This is a genomic window from Flavobacterium hydatis (assembly GCF_000737695.1).
Taxonomy (GTDB): Bacteria; Bacteroidota; Bacteroidia; order Flavobacteriales; family Flavobacteriaceae; genus Flavobacterium; species Flavobacterium hydatis.
Genome location: NZ_JPRM01000035.1, coordinates 61,069 through 80,745, shown reverse-complemented (window position 1 = coordinate 80,745; position 19,677 = coordinate 61,069). Strand labels below are relative to the sequence as shown.

Sequence of the window (19,677 nt, the reverse complement as noted above, 5' to 3'; positions counted from 1 at the left end):
AGCTTCGCACACAGTCCGCATTCAATTTGTGTATGGATTTTGCGAGAAAAGGCACAGATGCATTATTGCTAAACTAATCCAATAGGTACAGGCACAACCTGCCTGTACCTATTTTTTATCCACTTAAAACGCAACATTATGAATTTCTTTCAATCCCTAATCGCCTTGCAAGTTGCAGGCGACTGGAAAATAAACATAGTCAAAGAAACTGCCGACAGGCTTATCGTATCAGTATTGTTCTTTAATGATGCCATTGGCGATGAAGCCCGTAAAAAAGTACCACCCATACTGCTTAAAGGCACAGCCGAGGAATTGGATGCAGGATTTTTTGAAGCTATTGCAGAGCCTGTAAAAGATACGGCACAGCTATTTGCCAATATGGAGCAGTTCCTCAAAGAATCGGCACAGGCAAAAATCAGCTCCCAAATGGAAAAGGACAACATCCTTAAGATGGGCAAGGAAAAAACCGAAATGCAGAAGAAATACGAAGAAGCCATGAAGAAAGCCGATGAACTCGAAGCGCTAGGCAAATTCAAGGAAGCATGGATGAAAGTACCACAAGCAAACCTGTATCCCGAACATAAGGACATCATTCACAAACGCAAAGCGGAACTTTCCGATAAATTCCCCATTGACCTTTTTAACGACCCTAATACCGAAGAATCATGTTAACAGCCACACTATTAGGAAGAGTCTTTTCATTTAAAGATAAAGAGCAGGATATTAAACTTGCCGATCCGTGCGCCTCATTCAGTCCCGAAGCGGTATTGAACTTTTATGCGCAGACCTATCCCATATTGACTACTGCAACTATCGAAGGACCTGTAATAAATGACGATGCCGTACAATACAGATTTGTATCACAAATCGGAACAAAAGGATAAACCATGAAAACGAAATCCATAACAGGCAGTATCAGATTGCCTAAAACAAAAAAACTATGCAAACTATACCAACAATTAGGCGCTTGGGCAGAAAACACCAACCGCTTGCCCGATGCACAGGAAATCAAAAACAACAAACCCACGTCAGTACCCTTGGAACTGTTACCGATGGTTTTCTAAAACACCAGTTCTTACCGTTGTTCGAACAAGGAGAAGAAATGCCAAATTCAAAAGAAACGGAAAAAAGATTTTTTGATTCGTTGAACATCCTGACAGGATTATATGGATTCGAACAGCTAGAAGTAGAGCGCAAACCCTATCCGTATAATATCTTATTGGCACATAAGTACGCTCAAAGACAACTTGAAAAATCAGGACAGGATATTATTGAACTTGTCATTATGCAGGATGATGATGGAGTCGTGAAATTGACAACCAACCATAGTTATAATACAGGTACAACCCTGTATTACATTCCGGTGCTTCCTTTGTACAGATTGTTACAGGACAAAAAACAGAAACGAACTGTTGAACTTCTGCTATCGGTGTTTGGATATCTCTACCATATTGCGGGGATTCCCTACTACAGGGAGAATCATACCTATCTATTTTATCAGTATGAATGTATGGAAGAATGGTTGATAGATGATTTGGAAAATTGCGAGAGCGATGATGCAAACAATGAATTTTCAGAATTTAACGAGGCAAAGTACTATGGAGATATAATGCTACGAAAAATATACAATCCCTATCATCTGAATGTTTTTAAACAGCGAATCGATACCTACAAGCCAACGTCTTCTTTTGGTCTGGATTGCCTAAACGTGGCACAAAAAGCATTTGCCCTGTTAAGTGATTATCCCGATGCCAGCATTTTTAGAAATACCCTAAATCAGGAATTTGACCAGGATGATAGTATCATACACGCAGAACAATACATCTCTTTTATAGCGGACACCGATGGTTTGCTCTATGAGAACATTGCCCGTGTGGTGAATGATGAATTTAATGAATGTGGGGAAATCGAAGAACCTACACTACAACAAATCTATGATAGTGAAAACAACCCATCAAAAAAAGCACTTGATTTTGAATACCGAATTTTCCCTTTGATTAATGAACTATGTACCCTTTTAAACCATATACCATGAAAGATATAACTGCAGTATTCGGAACATTGTACACTCCTGTAAAAGCCTTAGTGGTCTATCAGAAAAATTCGTCTGATAAGACTATTTATGTGGAAAGCTATGACATGGATAAAAATGGCTATCCCACCAACGCCCATCCCTTAAGTCTAAAAGAAAGTACACAACTTGCCAATGTCTTAGATACTTCTGACGAACTTAAACGCAACTTTTTGAAACCTTTAGGACTACTACCTAAAAATGTATTGTATATCAATCCTGACCATGACGGATACGCCATTTGGCATACACCACCCCAAAAGGTAGATTTGTTTTTTGTCGAAAGTTTGGGGATTCCAAACGGTAAGGCATCAATACCGCCTTTGCTTTGGAAAGCCTCTAAAAATACGCTTTGGATATATGCTTTGGACGGAACTACAGCTATTGCAGAAAGTATCCCTTTATACCATGCGCCCTATTTTAATCTATACTCCGATGGTAGGGTTTGCATGGGGACTGTTTCAGTCAATATTAAAGCAGATTGCGGATTGGAAGAATTTATTCAGTTGTGGGAGCAGTATTTTTTCAACAGTTATTTCAGCCACCTTATTAGCGAAAAAAGTCCTGTAAAAGGAAACATCATTCAGTTGTGGCAAAGCCTTGTGAATACCCGAAAAAAGTTCCCTATGAAAGTGCTAATAAAAAATGGATTAACCCTTAATAAACTACTGTCATGAACACACTAAAACCCATGCATTACACAGATAATTACCTAATAAACCCAACTAATCCAATTACAATAAATCTTATTGGTGCAGGAGGGACAGGCAGCAGAATGCTCACAGAACTCGCAAGAATGAACCACAGTCTTATGGCTTTAGGGCATACAGGACTGCAGGTCAATTTATACGATGATGATAGGATAACCCAAGCCAATCAGGGGCGACAGCTTTTTGCCGATGCAGAGGTAGGTTTGTACAAATCGGTGGCACTCATTAACCGAACCAATCGTTTTTTTGGTACGAATTGGAAAGCCATAACGGAGCAGTTTTCTACAGCAAATCTCAAATCCCTGCCCAACCGAGGAAAGGCAAATATGTATATCAGTTGTGTAGATACTGTCTCGGCACGATTTGACATTGCAAAGGCGTTACAGGACTGTACAGAAAACAGCAGTTGGGAACGCAACAAATCACTCTATTGGCTTGACCTTGGTAATTCCCGAAATACAGGACAAGCCCTATTGTCAACTATTGGCGAAATTAGGCAACCGACTTCTAATCTATACAGGACTGTGGCAAATCTTCCAATGGTTACCGATGAATTTAAAGAACTGCTAGAAGCACAGACCGAAAACAATGAACCAAGTTGTTCCCTTGCCGAGGCACTCGAAAAACAAGATTTGTTTATTAATGCGACACTAGCCAATATGGGGGCTTCATTACTTTGGAGGCTATTCCGTGAAGGCATGACAGCTCAAAGAGGATTCTTTTTGAATTTGGGTAATTTCAAATCAGAACCGATACTGGTGGGCTGATGCCCGCCGCCCCACAATTGCACTTCCTTCGTCGGGACAATTGCGGGGCGTTCTAATCGGATGCGCCCGCTTGTACAGAACATGCCTTTATTGGCAGTTCATGCAAGCGGGCGCGTTTTTTTTTCAAGATTGAAGAAAAATCTTAGACAAAAATATTTCGATAGTAATTAGGAAATTCTTTAATCAATTTCTTTTTATACGCTCTGTAAGATTCATAAAGTGTGGTAAACTGTAATGATTTATGTCAGGTAATGATCTTCAATAAAATATCCAAAACCAGTTTTTTCATCTCGTGGTTGTATGAAGAAACATCTACTTCCGGCACATTTCCATGATAAATCTGATTCCTGATTTTAATAAGTTCTTCAAATTTTAAATCATATTTGCCCGAATCTAAATCCAGATGCGATATAAAACTCTCAAACTGATCGATCAAACCAGTCTTTTTAATGAATGTCACTTTTAAGGAGGCTTTCGAATCAAATTCCTCTTTATCTGATTGGGCAACTATCTCCCCGATCTCTTTTATTTTATTTTTTATAAAATCATTGGTCTTGCTCTTTGAAAGGGTAAATTCAAATTCCTCCTTAACCGTAAAAGGACTGCCTTGGATAGCATTTTCCAAAAAGTAGTTTCTGCATTTCTCTATTACGTTATAAAAAATCATAAAGGCAGAAATATCATCTAAATTCTTAATCCTAATCAGACGAGGTACAGACTCTTGCAGAAGTTCTTTGTGCTTTTGGAAGTTTTCAAAACTTACGGACTCGGCAAAGTCGTAAAATGTAGAGTACTGTTCTTTCAGATAAAATTCTTCAGAGGCATCAAAATTATCTTCACATAATTTAAAGACCTCTCTGTTGGCATAATGTTCCTTGTCATTTACCCTGACGACAGCATTAAAAAAATCAATATTTTTCTCCCAGTAAAGTGCCATTAGCAGGCATAAGTCTTCTCCAAAGATTAAGAGTTCAGTATCTTTTAACTGACCACTCTCATCCCTAATATTTAAGTGAGCGTCTCTGGTAATCACAAAATCTTTAACTGATGTAGTTGACTTGGACGAATGATTAAAGGACAGTACAAAATTAACCATGCCAAATTTTGTATATCTGTTGTCATTGCGATCGATAAATCTATCTCCCTGATCATAATTTCCCAACTGGCCGTACCTGATATAACTGCTTAGATGTGGAAAAACATTTTCCGTTAGCCTGAAACGCCCATCCATGGCATATCTTCCGTTCTCAAAAAGGTCTAAATTGTCAAGGATGAGTATCAGCGTCTTTTTATCATGTTCGAAATAATGGGTTTCTTGCAGTTCAATAAGCGAACTTCTCGAAAATATGAAAAACTCCGGATGCACCCACGCATGTTCAGAAATTACAGGAAAAATCAGATTAAGAATATTGACACCGGAACTTCTAAGGAAATCCAATTTCTCATACAAATAATCAGCTGATTTATAATAGATTGTCAGCTGAAGTTCTTCTGGTTTTCTTTGATTATAAATCAGCCTTGCATCATATTGGGTCTGGTCGGCCTCATGGCGGGCAAACCCATTTAGCAACCCTTTATAATCTGTAAAATTTAAAAGTACCGGAATGTCCTTTTGGAAGTAATCCTTCATATATGTAATGTTAACTTTTATACAACCTAAACGTTTTAATCTTTTCTTAATTAAAAAGACAGCACTGGCATTTTTACTCTGGAATAAAAATATTAATTAGAATGTGGTACAGGTGGAGTTTCTGCCCGCTTCTTCTATAGTCTGTCCTGAGCAGCTTAATTTCACTACCTTGAACATAAAATTTTGAAATATTCGATGTCTCTAATATTTCAATATCCTGGACGGAAGAACCCGCAAAAGATTTAATATATTCTGTATAGTTTTTAAATAAATTGATGAAACTTGCTGATTTGCAATAAATTCCCATATATTTTTCATGGAGTCCATTCGCGTCATAATTTTGAATCGTTTTATCAAAGTGTTTTTTAATTACGTCAGTATGCAGACCTGAAAGGAAAAAACCTTCAAATATACTTTTTGGAATTCCATCGGCATCCTCGACTGCCATATCAATTTGTCCAAAACCCTTTAATGACGCGGATGCTCCCATCATGGATTGCTCTTTTGCAGAAATATTTTTTAATTTGAGCAGAGGATATAAAAGATCCTGATAGTATATGTTTACCTTATTTTCATTGAAACCTGACAGCATCATCTTTCTGCTTTGCAATTTTGATGCTGCATCGATAAATTTTCGTACCAGGGAATTTTCATTTTTAACAGATTTAAAACCAGCTAAAATATTGTTTATCTTGATGTCCTCAATACTTTTTTGACACTGTATAAATTCTTTATCCTTCTCCATGAATTTGAGCAGAACTTTCCTTGCAAAAGTTGTGGGAGTTTCAGAAACTGCACACTCACTGCAATTACAACTGTAAAGTTCCTCAAAATCTATATCCCTTAGCTTTAAATCTGCGTGTATCATGTCCAAAGCATGTTTAATTATAGAAAATAAATCAGCTTGTAGACCTCCAACAACAGAAATACTTATTGTCTTTTTGAACCTGTCGAGCTGAATAATACCCCTGCTAACCTCAGTGATAAACACAGCGCCGCATTTCCAGTAATTTTCCCCTTCCAAGTAAAAATTTAAACGGCAAATGATACGCTCAATTACCCCCGACGGCATAAAGGAGTATTTGATGGTAAACTTCAAAGCTTCAGGTACATCAAATTCTGAAATCTTTAGGGAATCTGGCGGAGTTGGTGAAAGTAGGACAGGAATTATGTAGTTATTGTGGGAACCAAGAATTTGAAAGCAGATTTCAAACTTTTCCATCAATGTAACTATTTGAAAATGCTTCTCTTCCGGATAACACTCTAAATCTAACAAACTTGACAATTCACCCAGGTTAAAAGCGCCTTTTGACTTCTGAATTTCGAGGGAATGGATCAGTTCATATATCGCAGCAGTAAGCCAATTAGGATTAAGTACAATAATATCCTTCAAACCATAATCTTGCCCAAAATAAATTATGTCTCCCAAATCACACAAAAATCCAGCGATATAATTTATTTCTTCAGGATCGGAAGTCTTTAAAAAATGCTTGAATTCTGAAAGCGTTAAATAATCCCTATTGGAATTTTTTAAGTTTTCCCTGATAGAGTTCCAGGTCTTTGGTAGTTCCGTTCCGATATGTTTCTGTTCCGATATCACTAGGTTGATCCGGTTAAGCAAATACTCAAACCCGCTGTTGTCTGAACATGAAAGATTATGAAATGCTACGATATTTTTAAATTTACTTTTCAGCAGGGTTTCATCAATGACTTTAATCCTAATATCGGATTTATTCATAAGAACAATAACGGGGCTTTCGTTACCCAGACGATTAATAATACTCAACCAATATTCAAAGTTTTCCTCGTCATTATCTGTCCGGGGATCCCAGACAAAAATGTATATAGATCGTTTTGTTAAAAAAAATTGATGTGTAGAATATAGCATCTCCTGCCCGCCAAAGTCCCAAACATTAACTTTGATTTCTTTTTCAAAATGAATTTTCGAATCGTATTCTATCCAAGGTTCATTTCCAATTATCAGGTCTAACGGCATGTCCATTCCATCATAGTAATCTGCAACATGGATAAATTCATAAATTTCAAGATCACTGTCTTTCAAATCTTCATCCATATCTTCAGTTTCTTTATCGATTTCTAACATGATATGTAAGTTTTCACCATCTATTATTTTATTATAGTGGGGATAACAAGCCGGATAAAACACATTTTCGGTATAACTCTTTATATTTATTCCGTGTGTGGAAGCTTCCTTGCCGATTTCAACAACAAAATCTTTGTCCACAAGTTTATTAAGAATTGTTGTTTTTCCCACATCACCTCGTCCTACCAGCAAAATCTTTGTTTCAAACAGTCTAGTTTTATTTTCAGCTGTACGTAGGGAATCCTGGTAAAACCTTATATAGGATAAATTGTCATTTTCGATAAGTTCAGGAGGAAGGTTGCCAAGAAAGGGATTATTTTTAAAAAAAATGTTTACTTCATTATTCAGATAGTCCAGCTCATCAGGCACGAAATTTAATAGATTGTTTGAAATGTCTAGCTCCCGCATATTGTACTGCAGTCCATATTCAAAATAAATATCAATTAAATTATTATAGCTGAAATTTAAATATTGGAGGTTCTCCAAGACGCCTATTTCTTTTGGAAATGTCCAAAAATTATTATGGCTTAGATCTATATCCAAAACATAAGAGAGATCACTAATATCTACAGGTATTCTATTCAAATTTAAACCTCTTAGATCTAAATACAATAATTTGTTATTTCGAACATTCTCGATTCGATCTATGGCTGTTTGCTCTCCCTTAGTAAAATTCATTTCCAGATAAAATCAAATAAAGTTTAAATATATAATAATTGTTCCGATATTTATTATACCCTTATTTCCTGAGATCTGCATAACAATAAGTACAAAGGGAATATTGAAATAATCAGTATTATGAAACATGATTAGACCAATGTTTCAAATTTAATAAAAATTGTTATGCATCTCCTAATATTGTTGTGAAAAGTGGAGCCATAGTTAAGCAAGAAAGATTGCTGAAAGCTCTTGTATCCGAGAATAATATAATTTACAGATATCTTTTCTAAACGATTTTAAACTGGAAAATAGGTGTTTCTACTATCTTTCATGTAGATCCGAATACTTATCTTTAAGGTTTTTAATAAACAGAAATTGTTTCATTATGATCTCCTTTGAAAAGATCAATATTACCAATTATGAAAAAAATAAACAGAAATGACCCCTGCCACTGCGGGAGCAAGATTAAATATAAAAAATGCTGCTATCTTAAGGATACTTCAGGAAAAACAGCTGCCAAAGTGCTGCCGCTACATCCTTTTTTTGGCAGATACAATTCTTTTGATCTTCTAAACTCAATCGCAGCACTTTCTATAATGCCTGAAAATCATGGCAAAAATGTTCGTTTTGAAGAATTAACCCTTATGGCGCTGCAAAATTTCAACACAAATGCTGAAACAGTGCCATATGAAATCCTAAATAACTACGTATCAGAAAACTTTCCAGATCATTCTTTTGAGGAAATACCAGTCAACCTCTTTACTGATTCTATAACTTTTCATAATGGAAATAACGTTGTTTTTCCAGGAATTACCGAAAATGGCACATTTGTATTATCCAATCTCCTTACTGCGCTTTTCATATGGCCAGATTCAAATATCGCTGACCAGGTAAAAGAGAATAGCTTTCAAGTTACTAAGCTACTTTTAAATCTTTCTAATACAATAGCAAAGAAAAACGGATTTCTAAGATATGAGCAGGGTACAGCTGATGATAATGCTATCTTTTTCCCTCCTACAGAAAAACTTCAGACCATAAAAGATTCTCTTATACTGTCCCGCGGTGAAATGGAGACTGTTCTTTCCGAGAATGATATTGATAAACGCGCATTAGATGCTTTTCTAATTGATCTTTCATCTGATAATTTTGACCATACGCAGGAAGAAAATCCACTTATATATAAACCTTTGCTCTCTTTTCAAGATCAATATCTTATAATATCACCAACCACGATAAGCTTCGCACTAGCCCATTACATTTGGTGGCTATCTGATTATTTTAGAAATATATGTAAAGTCAGCGGAGCATATCATGACCTCTTATGGAATTCCTTACAGCAGCAACTCACCAGGATGCACTTTGATTACATGGATGATGCTGAAATTCCAGTCGGTACAATACTGCCTGAAAAATCAGGTCTTTATCGTTTTGATGATGATAAGATTGCGTTTATTCAGTATGTATTTGACGATGGCACTAACTATAAACAACAGCCTAATTTTGCTAATTCTCTTACAAGTATAAACATATCAACTAAAGAAAAAATAATAGGTGAAATTCTTGCCGATTCGCGATATAGTACTTACAAGATATTGGACCTTGTGCTAATCTCTCCTATTGGCAGAGGATTTGCATATAGTGAGCGGGCCATTAACCACGTTGTTTCATTGAATATTCCTCTTTTTGAATTTAATGTCTTATCAAATTTGAAAGATTGTGACGCTCTTGATCTATGGAAGTTTGCATTAACAAACTATGCAAACAGGGAACGTTTTACTTTTATTTCCTTTTCAGTGCTAGATAAGTTTAAACTCTACCGTGACAGGAATGAGTCGTTCCATTCCGATATACCTGAATTCGGTTTTCCTGTACCAGTTGGATTTTCGCAGGAGCTTTATAAACAATCAATCCTAAAAATTGACAATCACGCAGTGCGCCAGAATATTAATGGACGAAAAGCTTTCGTAATAGTTGAGAAAGCCGAGGTTCATACCCCGATCTACCTCAGCCCAGCGAGCCTTTACACATCGCTGTTACAATTTTATATCGAAGGTTATCCCCAAGGAATCTGGGTAATGCCTGCAAGTGAATTGAATGGTCTAAGCAGAGAACTAAGACATATGTACTGGGAATTTAATGGAGCATTTGCCTACTGGCTCTGGCAGATTTGCTCGTCTCTAAGCGTTCATCTTAAAAACCTTGACGCAGAGTCTCCACTAACAGTCAGCTATATTTTTGACAATGAGGCAAGTTTTGAAACAATTGATCGAAATTATGAAAGACAAGAAGGGCTTGCAGATAAGTTTAAATACACAGCTTCGTTATCCGAGGTATCCATTACGATACCGACAGAACTTCTTCCTTATCTTTATGGTTCAGATAACCAAGGAGAGCGAGTTTTGGTAGAAACGCTTCTGAAAGGATTTAACTTACTGCTTTTAAATAACGGACAGACAGAAATTAAAAGTGAAGAAATTGCTTATATTATAGAAAAGGATGTGCCCCTTGGAATGAAAAAGAAAATTTTTATATTGGACACAAGCGACAACCTCCTGCTAGATCCAAGTAATCTACAGCCCTTTAGGCATATACAAAAATATGATATAGGTCTGGTTCTTGACCAGATCGTACCAAGACTTGCTTCAGACTGTCCTTCACCTGGGGAACTTGTTACCAAAGAGGAGAAAAATAAACTAACAAATAATATTATCCAAAAGGCACTACTGCCTCTATTACGAGAAAAACTTGCGCTGTATGATTCGACAATACTTCTCCAAAGACTCCTTGGACTAAATGAAAGCCTTATAAGAAAACGGGAGTTTCTAAGAATACATACACCTACCATAATCGCCTGCTATGTCTCTGTTGAAGAACATTGCGAAAACCTGATGCTTGACCTGGGGAGAAACAATAGAAGTACCATAGCAGTTCGATCTTTGATCGAGCATATTGCGGCAGAACCTTATAAAGGAACCAATATGGTTTCTGTTGCGGCAATAGACGAGCTGATGGGCATAATGGATCAGATTGTCGACTGGGGCTCCATAGGCGATCAGATACATTATGAACTTTTTGATATCCGAATGGGTGTGCTGGAAACAGGCAGGATAGCTTCTGATAAAAACAGGCTTAAGGAGGTATATGACCCATATAATCAGGCAAAAATTTCAGAAAATGTGCAAGATGCTGTAGAAACTTTCGCTGACGTCTTTCCACAGCTCAAAGAGGAAAGCGGAAGAGGTATTCCGGAAAATCTAAATAGAGCATTTTTGGGAGACTTCGGCGTCTCAATGGAACGAATATTAGTTTTTATGGGGGCACTTGCAGAAATTGCTTTTCAACTATCTACCCCATATGGATCATTTAAACTGACAAAGCTGCGTTCTGAAGTAAACAAATATATTACAGATAATTTTGATCCAAAAGAGTTTGATAGCGTTGTCAGTTATCTGGCACTTACCAAAAGAGGAAAACTTGAAAAGCTTCCGAAAGGATATGATTTCATAGATATTATGCCATGGAGGTTTAACCGTATGCTGTCATTACTTCGAAAACCCCTAATTATCGTAGAAGATGGAAAAGAAAAAATTGCTTATTGGGGTCCTAGGGCTATCCTTGATAGCAGGTCATACCTAATGGATCAATGTACTTCGGACCGTCTCCGGGTTTTTGAAGACAGCAAAATTAAGTCCGCACTAGGCAAATTTGCTCAGGAAAGAGGCGATGCTTTAGTGAAAAGGGTGGTTCATGCAATAGATTTGAAAGACCATCTTTATACTGATGTTTATATAGGACCGAAACATGATTTAAAAAATGAAACACTCATTGGTGATATCGACGTTATGATTATAGACCAGTCCAAAAAAGTCCTATACAGCCTTGAATGTAAAAGCATGTCTCCTAGCAGAAATATTAAAGAAATGATTGAGGAAGTTGACAAACTTTTTGGCAGTGATAATACGCTGGGATGGATTGGAAAACATATGAGAAGACACGAATGGCTTGAAAATAATAAAGATATTGTAAGTAAAAAATATGGAATTGACATCAGTAGCTACAGTATAAAATCAATTTTTGTTACTCAGGAAAATATGCTGACACCTCATCTAAAGAAAGACAGTTTACCGTTGCCTTTTATAACGATTTACGACATTGAAAAAGATGGTTTACTAGCACTCGAAAATGCAGAAATTTAAGGATTGAAAATTATGGGAAAATCAACAATGGATAAGGATGAATTTTTATTAAAAGACAGGATTACGGAGATTGAAAAATCATTTGTAAAAGATGGCTGGATAACAATATATCAAAGTGAGCATCAAGATGATAATGATGAGACACTTATATACTGCTGCATAGTACATGACGAAAAAATAGAAGAGTATCTTAGTGATAGAAATTGGGTTATTTCACCTGGCTCTGAGGGCTCACCTGCAGTATTCGGCGGTATAGGCAAAGATTCCCAGTGCACTTATCAAAAATATTCAGAAGAAGGCTTTGAACCCTTTCTTTTCCGTAAACATTTTATTTTCAGTGATGGCTCAGATCAATATACCGATGTATGTGAAGACTTTGTAAATTATTTCAAACTTTATGAAAAAGGGCATAACAAACAAAATCGCAGCTATTACTTTATTGATGACCTTGGGGAGCTAATAGAAGTAATAAATATAAGTTCAGAGAAAGTCAAACTTAAACTTAAATATCTAAAAGAATACATCTCTATCCGGAAAGTTCACTTCTCTGTGGTCTTTGATTTCATGAGAACAGCCAAAATTAACTTTTCGGATTTTGGCATCACACCAATTGATGAAGATTTCAAAACGGACAAAAGTTGCTATAATCATTTGATAAGATCAATCGATTTTATTGATGTAGGAAAAAAGCAAAGCTGGATTTCAGGTAAAACGATTTTTCGTTTTGACCCTGATAAAATAAAAAGCTACCATTTTGATTATGAAGAAAATAAATATGAATCCTTTATAATTGGGTATGACGAAGATGGAAATGAAAAACTTCTGGATTGCAAGAAAACCAATGACAAGTATTTTATAACTACCTACTTCAAGAAAGAAGTTCTCAACAAATATTATAATGAGCCTTCAAAGTACAAAGTAGACGGATGGCGCGTAAGCTGCAGTTTTTTTTCTTTAAAAATTGATAATAATATCGATGATTATGTCGCTGTATTTTTAGTAGAACTTTCATCATTACCACATAAGGAACAATTACACTGGAAACAATATAATATTCCTCCGCAAAAAGGAATCAGTTCCACTTACTATAAAACCATGATTGAAGGTAATTGGGTCCAACAGCCAGAAACACCTGATTTACTTTTTAAGCATTTGTATGTAAAATTTAATAATGATTGGGAAAAGAAATTCGGATGGAAACTTTATAAAGACTTAGCAGCCGAGGACCAGCACATATTCACCTCTTTACATATTCCTCCTAATAATAATGTGAAAGCTTTTAGTGAGCAAATGCTATCAATTATAAAGCTAACCGTTGATAGATTAAATGAAGCAGAGATTCAAAAGAATATTAATTTGGAGAAAAATGACAGAGGAATAACAAAATTAGAAAAGTTTCTAAAAGCTGCTGAAATCGAAATTCCTGATATGATTATATTCCTTAGAAACATATATGATCTACGTTCCGGCTTGTTAGCCCATACTTTTAGCAATTCAAATAAAGCATGTAAAAAAGCTATGAACTATTTCGGCATTACAAAAGATAATTATAGTGAAGTAGCACGAGATATTTTTATAAAATCGATCTATACGCTTACTACATTAGACAAATTATTCATTAAGAATGATTATATTCAAGAAGAAGAAATAAATAGCAATCAAAAAAGCACAGATCAAGAGCAACAACCATAATTATAAAAGTATTCAAATGAATAATATGAAGCTGCCTCTTTTTTAAATGGAATTAATTTATCTTTTGAACTTAATAAGCACTAACGTGTTTTAATGTTTGTAAATTCCGTTACAATCGATTATTTTTATAATTCTTTTCTTTTTAAAAGAAATACCCTTAGAAAAAAAATTCCAAAATATTAACCTCTTCCGGAAACCAATAGGCCTAAATGACAGAAAATATTTTAATGAATGAGGAAGAAATAAGAGGTAAGCTATTATTGCCATACTTAGAAAACCTAGGTTTCAATACGTCGGAAATCGTGCTGGAAAAGTCATTTTCTATACGGCTCGGAAAAACACAGCGCACAACAGGATTGGGAAAGACAAATGTCATGTGCTCGCTGGCGCTTCAAAACCTGGTAGATAAATTTGTTTTCTTTTACAATGCAGCGTTACTCACTAAATCACCTTTAGAACATATTACTCAGGATTTGAATGGCATCTTTTCAAGCAGGAATGAGAGTGATGTGGTCCTAAAAAAACTCGACAATCTTGGGCGATTTTTAAATAGAGACATCTTAATCTTTATTGATGCAATTGATGAAAGTGCTGATCCAAATTTCTCACTTGAATTAAGCGAAATGGCTCTCGCTGCCAGAAATTTGGATAAGATAAAAATTTGCATCAGCTGCAAAACCAGTATTTGGAAAAGCTTTCTAATACCCGGAGACATAAAAACACATTTATATGAGGAGCTAATTAAATATCATAGCCCAATCAGCACCGTACAAAACTGCCCTGCTTTTCTTTTAGAAGACTTCTCTAATGACGAAATCAAAAATGTCTTACCGCTTTATAAAAATGTCTTTGAATTTAAAGGTCACATTTCTGAAAAGCTACATAAGGAACTGAAAAATGGATTTTTCTTAAGAATTTTCAGTGAAGAGTACAGCGGGAGACAAGTACCAGAAAAAATTAACGACAGGGAACTAATCATCAACATGATTGACTTAGACAAAATAGAAGACCATCCCGCATTTATGAAACTGTTTTACCACCTATTGAATGAAAATTCATTTAAACCAAACTTATTAAAAATAAATATCAATGATTTTGATGATTGGGATTATGAATACAAATTATATGAGGACTAGGAAGAAATGCTAGTAATTCCAAGTTTTATTTCCGGTTTAAAATATAAGATAATCTCTTTATAAAATAAAAAACATTCCTAAACACTAATTATTTTAAAGAAAATGTATGAGTACAATTTTATTAGATTTGGAGAATTCATTACATACAAATACTTTTTGGAGTCAATACCGTTCATTCTGCAACAATCTGCATAATGAAGACATCAATGTGGAGGAGTTTTTTATTCTACTGCCTATAATTTTCAAACAGATTGAAAATAACGCGCTATCTTATCAAATATATGACGCGGTAAATAAGTTTTGTGAATTTCAGCCTAGCAAAGGATTGGAACTTTATACTATAATTAAAACAAGCGAAAATTTACAAATCCTGTCCTTGATTCCCGCCACTTTAAGCGGCTTGATTAAATCAGAAAGGAGTATCAATAAATTTGTGGAAGTGGAATTTTTATTAAAGAACAATTCGGAACTTCTGAAAAATCAGGGTTACGCTTTTCTGGCAACTCTAACAGTGGAGGAATTAAATCAATATTCAGACATAAGAGATTTGCTTTACACTGAGCTTAAGGCAGATATTGAAAATAATAAAACTGTATTTTTTAGTCAGATAGTTCGAGTACTGGGAAAATTTATTAAGATTATATACGAAGCGGATGAATATCTGGTATTATTATCGAAATCAGACTCAGAGGACGTTCTGTTTCAAATTACAAGACTTCTTAATTATGAACTTGATCTCGATGCAAATTTTAAATTATTTAAGATAATCCTTTCTAATCTTACAATTATCGATTCTAGTTATCATGGAATTATAAATCAGTTAAATTACGGAGTGTTTCCAAAACTTGGAACAAACCATCCTGAATTAATAGAAAAGTTTCTGAAAGAATGGTTATTAGCAGGTGAAAAAAGAGCAAGTGGAATCCTAAAATTTGCAGATACTCTTGAACAGTTCCACGAAAAAAATGCTGGTCATTTTAAAAAAATGGTTAGTACATGGCTTAATAGCGATTATGCAGTTTTACATGAAGCCGTCAGCAAAATACTAATGGAATTACCTCATTACCAGTTCACGGATTTAGAGTTAGATCATGATTACATCTTTCAACTTAGTTATCAAGACATTGAGTTTATAGTGGCGAAAATTGTTGGCTTTCTTTATTTAAAGGAGCTCATTCGTTCCACTATTTTTTCCATTCTAAAAGTAAAAATCAATGATGAGCAATGTGTCACTTATCTAACCGCAATTTTCAATCAATATATCGTATTTAATTATCCTTCAACTATTGAATATCTTGAAGCTGAGAAAAAGAATTCACCAAAAAAAGTGAAGAAAGTAATAGATGAAATAATTCAATTCAATCAAAATTATTATGAAAAAATAAATCAACTCGATTTAATTAATGAATTCAATCCATCTGATAGAAGGCTCAAAATATATAACAGCATTCATCAAAAGGGATTTCAGATTAAACATAAAGAAACATCAGAGAGTAGAAATTCTTTTTTAAACATGTGCCGGACTGTTCAGCTCAGGACAGGTAAAGGAATGTTCTCCAAGCATGGAGAACGATACACTGAAAAAACAGAGATGTCCCGGATCCAATACAGCACTGAATTTCCAAGAGGGGAATTTATAGATGCGATCGGACAGGAAAAAATCAGGGTCGTATACAGAAACTATAAGAGAGAAATATGAAATTCGTTTTAAAAGAATATTTGATGCTACTTAAGGAGGATGGCGAACTGGATTCATTGCTCACAGATCTTCTCTTCAGCATGAACATACTTCCTATTTCCAAACCTCAGAGAGGAAGGCAGTTTGGAGTTGATATTTCTGCAGTCGGCATAGATAGTGACGGAATAAAAAAGGTGTTTTTGTTTGCAGTCAAACAAGGAAATCTCACTCGAAACGTGTGGGACAGCAATCCAAACTCCATAAGACAGACCTTAAATGAGATCATAGATGTTTACATTCCTAGAATACTTACAAAAGCTCAAAAGGCACTCCCTCAAAAAATCATTGTAGCTACAAATGGAGTTCTGGAACAGACAGTTCAATTCAATTGGAATGGCTTTGTTGATGAAAATTCGAAGCCTGATAGAATCGAATTTGATTTTTGGAGCATAGATAAAATAGCCTCACATATCGACGAACATCTGCTTGCAGAACAACTGTTTCCCGATGAATTCAAAATCTTATTACGTAAAACTCTTGCCTTTATTGATCTGGCAGATTATGACTGCAGTCATTATTACTCTTTACTAGAAAAGCTATTTGAAAGCAAAGCCGACAGGAAAAAAACTGTCCTAAAAACACTTCGAATAGTTCGTGTATGCTTCAGCGTAATCTTCAAGTGGTCAAAAGATGCCAAAAATCTAAAGCAAGCCATAATAGCTTCCGAACGTACTGTTTTATTAACATGGAACTGGATGCGGGAAAATGATTTATTGAAAAATGATTATGCTTTAGATGAATTTTATGATATTCATTCCATTAAAATCAATATTGGACGTGATTATTTCCTAAAAACCAGAGAACATTTGTATGTTAAACATTCTTTGTTTGTATACTCCCGAAACCAGTTGGAATATTCCTTAACCGTCTGGGAACAAATTGGCATTCTTAGTTCTATAGCTTTAACGGAAATAACAGAGGCTCGCATGCATGGAATAAATAATAACGACTATGCGGATATTTGTGTATCAAATGTAAACGAATATGTAGTGGGATTAAAACATTTAATTATAAACAATCCGCCTTCAAAATATCCTGAGTATGATGAACATTTGATAGAAATATCATTAGCGCTGATTCTTCTACGCAAGGCAAATGAATTGGAGTTTGCAAAAAATTGGATCGCCACTTTAATAATCGGATTCAATGACTGCTTTAGACTAAGAGGTTTCATTCCTTTATTTAGAACCGATTACGAGGAACTTGCAGAGATACACTTGGGAAATCAAATTTCAGAAACTCATTCATCAATGCTTATCCCTCTGCTGGCCGAATGGTGTGTAATTTTAAATGAACCTGAACTATATGATTTGGTTAGGAAATTAGTCTCTGAAAATTATCCTGAAATAGATCTCCAGATCTGGTTTCCAGAATCGACATCGGAAGACTTTTTATTTACTGAAAATATGAGCAGAAAAAGCGGACATACAAAATGTTCTATAACTCTGTATAATGCTTTTGAAAAATACAGAGAAGAAATGCTTGAAGAAAAAACATTATTTTGTGAAGAAAAAAAATTCTCTATCTTTTCGAGCTATTTCTATTATTTAGGTTATTTATCCTCAAGACATTTCCGCGCTAATCCACTACCGGTTTATTGGAGGGAATTCTTAACTTAGAGCTTACATTATTTAAAGTGTAACGGCTTAAAGATATCAGTTCTTGGGTATTTTAAAACCAAACTCAAGAGAACAAAATACATAACTATGATCAAAACATTCGAAAAACCAATAGTTCAGAAACAGTATGGCAATACCTGGGAATTTGTATATCCCCCATCCATTACTAATGAAATAGTCAGTGATGAATTTTGGGAAGCTATTGAATATCTGGATGATATTGACCTTATTGCCGAAAAAAATCTAAAAAAACTGATTTTAGAACATCCTTATTATATCGATGCTTATGTTCATCTCAGCATTGCATATCGCAATCAGAAAAAAACATTTGAAAGTCTGTTGACTGCTGAGAAAGCATTTAATCTGGGGATGGGATGTATTCCCAAAGCATTTAACCTAAAAAAAGACAAACTGATATGGCCTATGTCTGATAACAGACCTTTTTTAAGGGCGTGCCAAAATTGGGGACTTGAGCTGCAGTACCATAAAAAATATTCCGAAGCGGTTGAAATCTACAGGTTAAACCTAGCTTTAAACCAGGAAGATCATCAGGGTATCCGATATCTCCTGTTGGAGACCTTCTTTGCTTTAAATGATTACAAACAAGCAGCTGAGCTATTAAAGCAATATCCAGATGATTTTACAATTGAATTTAAATTTGGAACAGTTGCAGTACATATTCTGAATGATAATTTGAAGCTTGCAGATCAGCATTTGGAGGAAGCTGTCCGGACCAATACTTTCTTTATCGATGAAGTAATCAAAACCAAGCATGTAAAGCCGCTTCCTTACAGGATTCCGGGCGAACCAAACTTTGATACCGGTATCACCACACGTTCAGTTCAGGAAGCATATGCGTATTGGGAGAGAAATAAAGATCTTTATCAGAATAAAAAGATTTTAAGTTATTTTAAGAAATTTAAAAATTCTAAATGACTTATGGCTAACCATTATATACCTGATCCCCAACTTTAAAAATAAAGCTTTCTTTTAGCATTAGTATATATTTGTCAATATTGTTCTGATTTTTAATTATCAGATCTGATATGCTTTCCTTGAAATAGCTCAAAAGCATTCATGATCTGAAATAAATATAAAAAATTGGAAAGCAACATACTAAAAGCAAATTTTGATCAGCTGGCAGACGAGGTAATCTCTCAAGCCGAAACCTTTAGTTTCAACATAAATAAACTTCCTGATATCAATAATTATTAGACTAATATCTTATCAGATTCTTTTTTAAAGAAAATGTTTGAAAATCTCAATAAAAAATAAGGCAGCTGCCTGTATTGGTTTGAGGTGGAATCTGTTTGACACTGCACAGATTTGGGAGATCTGCATGATTTGAATCGGG

13 protein-coding genes are annotated in these 19,677 nt (G+C 35.0%); 11 read left to right on the top strand and 2 right to left on the bottom strand.

The window, feature by feature from the left end:
• The first annotated feature begins 138 nt into the window (after positions 1–138).
• The 5 genes from IW20_RS18990 to IW20_RS18970 are packed head-to-tail and all read left to right on the top strand — an operon-like array spanning position 139 to position 3,548.
• Positions 139–672 carry a PRTRC system protein E gene (locus IW20_RS18990; RefSeq protein ID WP_035626062.1) on the top strand — a complete coding sequence of 178 codons (534 nt, stop codon included), beginning with the start codon at positions 139–141 and terminating at the stop codon, positions 670–672.
• On the top strand, positions 666–884 hold the full coding sequence (locus IW20_RS18985; protein ID WP_035626061.1) for a PRTRC system protein C: 219 nt from the start codon (positions 666–668) through the stop codon (positions 882–884). Before IW20_RS18990 ends, IW20_RS18985 begins: the two co-directional genes overlap by 7 nt.
• A 56-nt stretch (positions 885–940) precedes the next feature.
• Positions 941–2,035, top strand: a complete 1,095-nt coding sequence (locus tag IW20_RS18980) for a hypothetical protein (protein ID WP_051885972.1) — start codon at positions 941–943, stop codon at positions 2,033–2,035.
• On the top strand, positions 2,032–2,748 hold the full coding sequence (locus tag IW20_RS18975) for a PRTRC system protein B (RefSeq protein WP_035626059.1): 717 nt from the start codon (positions 2,032–2,034) through the stop codon (positions 2,746–2,748). Before IW20_RS18980 ends, IW20_RS18975 begins: the two co-directional genes overlap by 4 nt.
• Positions 2,745–3,548 carry a PRTRC system ThiF family protein gene (locus IW20_RS18970; protein WP_035626057.1) on the top strand — a complete coding sequence of 268 codons (804 nt, stop codon included), beginning with the start codon at positions 2,745–2,747 and terminating at the stop codon, positions 3,546–3,548. The genes IW20_RS18975 and IW20_RS18970 overlap by 4 nt, the downstream gene beginning before the upstream one ends.
• Before the next feature lie 244 nt (positions 3,549–3,792).
• Here IW20_RS18970 and IW20_RS18965 read toward each other — a convergent pair whose 3' ends face one another.
• Together IW20_RS18965 and IW20_RS18960 are read right to left on the bottom strand one after the other, a co-directional pair.
• Positions 3,793–5,178 carry a hypothetical protein gene (locus tag IW20_RS18965; RefSeq protein WP_035626054.1) on the bottom strand — a complete coding sequence of 462 codons (1,386 nt, stop codon included), beginning with the start codon at positions 5,176–5,178 and terminating at the stop codon, positions 3,793–3,795.
• A gap of 73 nt (positions 5,179–5,251) precedes the next feature.
• Positions 5,252–7,867: a COR domain-containing protein gene (locus IW20_RS18960; protein ID WP_165571460.1), complete on the bottom strand. Its 2,616-nt coding sequence runs from the start codon at positions 7,865–7,867 to the stop codon at positions 5,252–5,254.
• 494 nt (positions 7,868–8,361) lie between these two features.
• On the opposite strand from IW20_RS18960, the gene IW20_RS18955 reads away from it, so the two are divergent.
• From IW20_RS18955 to IW20_RS18930, 6 genes are all read left to right on the top strand, one after another.
• Positions 8,362–12,138, top strand: coding sequence for an SEC-C metal-binding domain-containing protein (locus IW20_RS18955; RefSeq protein WP_035626051.1), 3,777 nt, complete (start codon positions 8,362–8,364; stop codon positions 12,136–12,138).
• Between the two features lie 12 nt (positions 12,139–12,150).
• Positions 12,151–13,830 (top strand): hypothetical protein, encoded by a 1,680-nt coding sequence (locus IW20_RS18950; protein ID WP_205625918.1) that lies wholly within the window; start codon positions 12,151–12,153, stop codon positions 13,828–13,830.
• A 209-nt stretch (positions 13,831–14,039) separates the two neighbouring features.
• A complete protein-coding gene (locus IW20_RS18945; RefSeq protein WP_035626050.1) occupies positions 14,040–14,966 on the top strand; it encodes a hypothetical protein in 927 nt (308 codons plus the stop codon).
• A 106-nt stretch (positions 14,967–15,072) separates the two neighbouring features.
• Positions 15,073–16,665: a hypothetical protein gene (locus IW20_RS18940; RefSeq protein ID WP_035626048.1), complete on the top strand. Its 1,593-nt coding sequence runs from the start codon at positions 15,073–15,075 to the stop codon at positions 16,663–16,665.
• The gene (locus IW20_RS18935) at positions 16,662–18,323 is read left to right on the top strand and encodes a hypothetical protein (protein ID WP_123869492.1); all 1,662 of its coding nucleotides are present in this window, start codon (positions 16,662–16,664) and stop codon (positions 18,321–18,323) included. The genes IW20_RS18940 and IW20_RS18935 overlap by 4 nt, the downstream gene beginning before the upstream one ends.
• An 87-nt stretch (positions 18,324–18,410) precedes the next feature.
• Positions 18,411–19,259, top strand: a complete 849-nt coding sequence (locus IW20_RS18930) for a tetratricopeptide repeat protein (protein WP_035626043.1) — start codon at positions 18,411–18,413, stop codon at positions 19,257–19,259.
• Positions 19,260–19,677 lie beyond the last annotated feature (418 nt).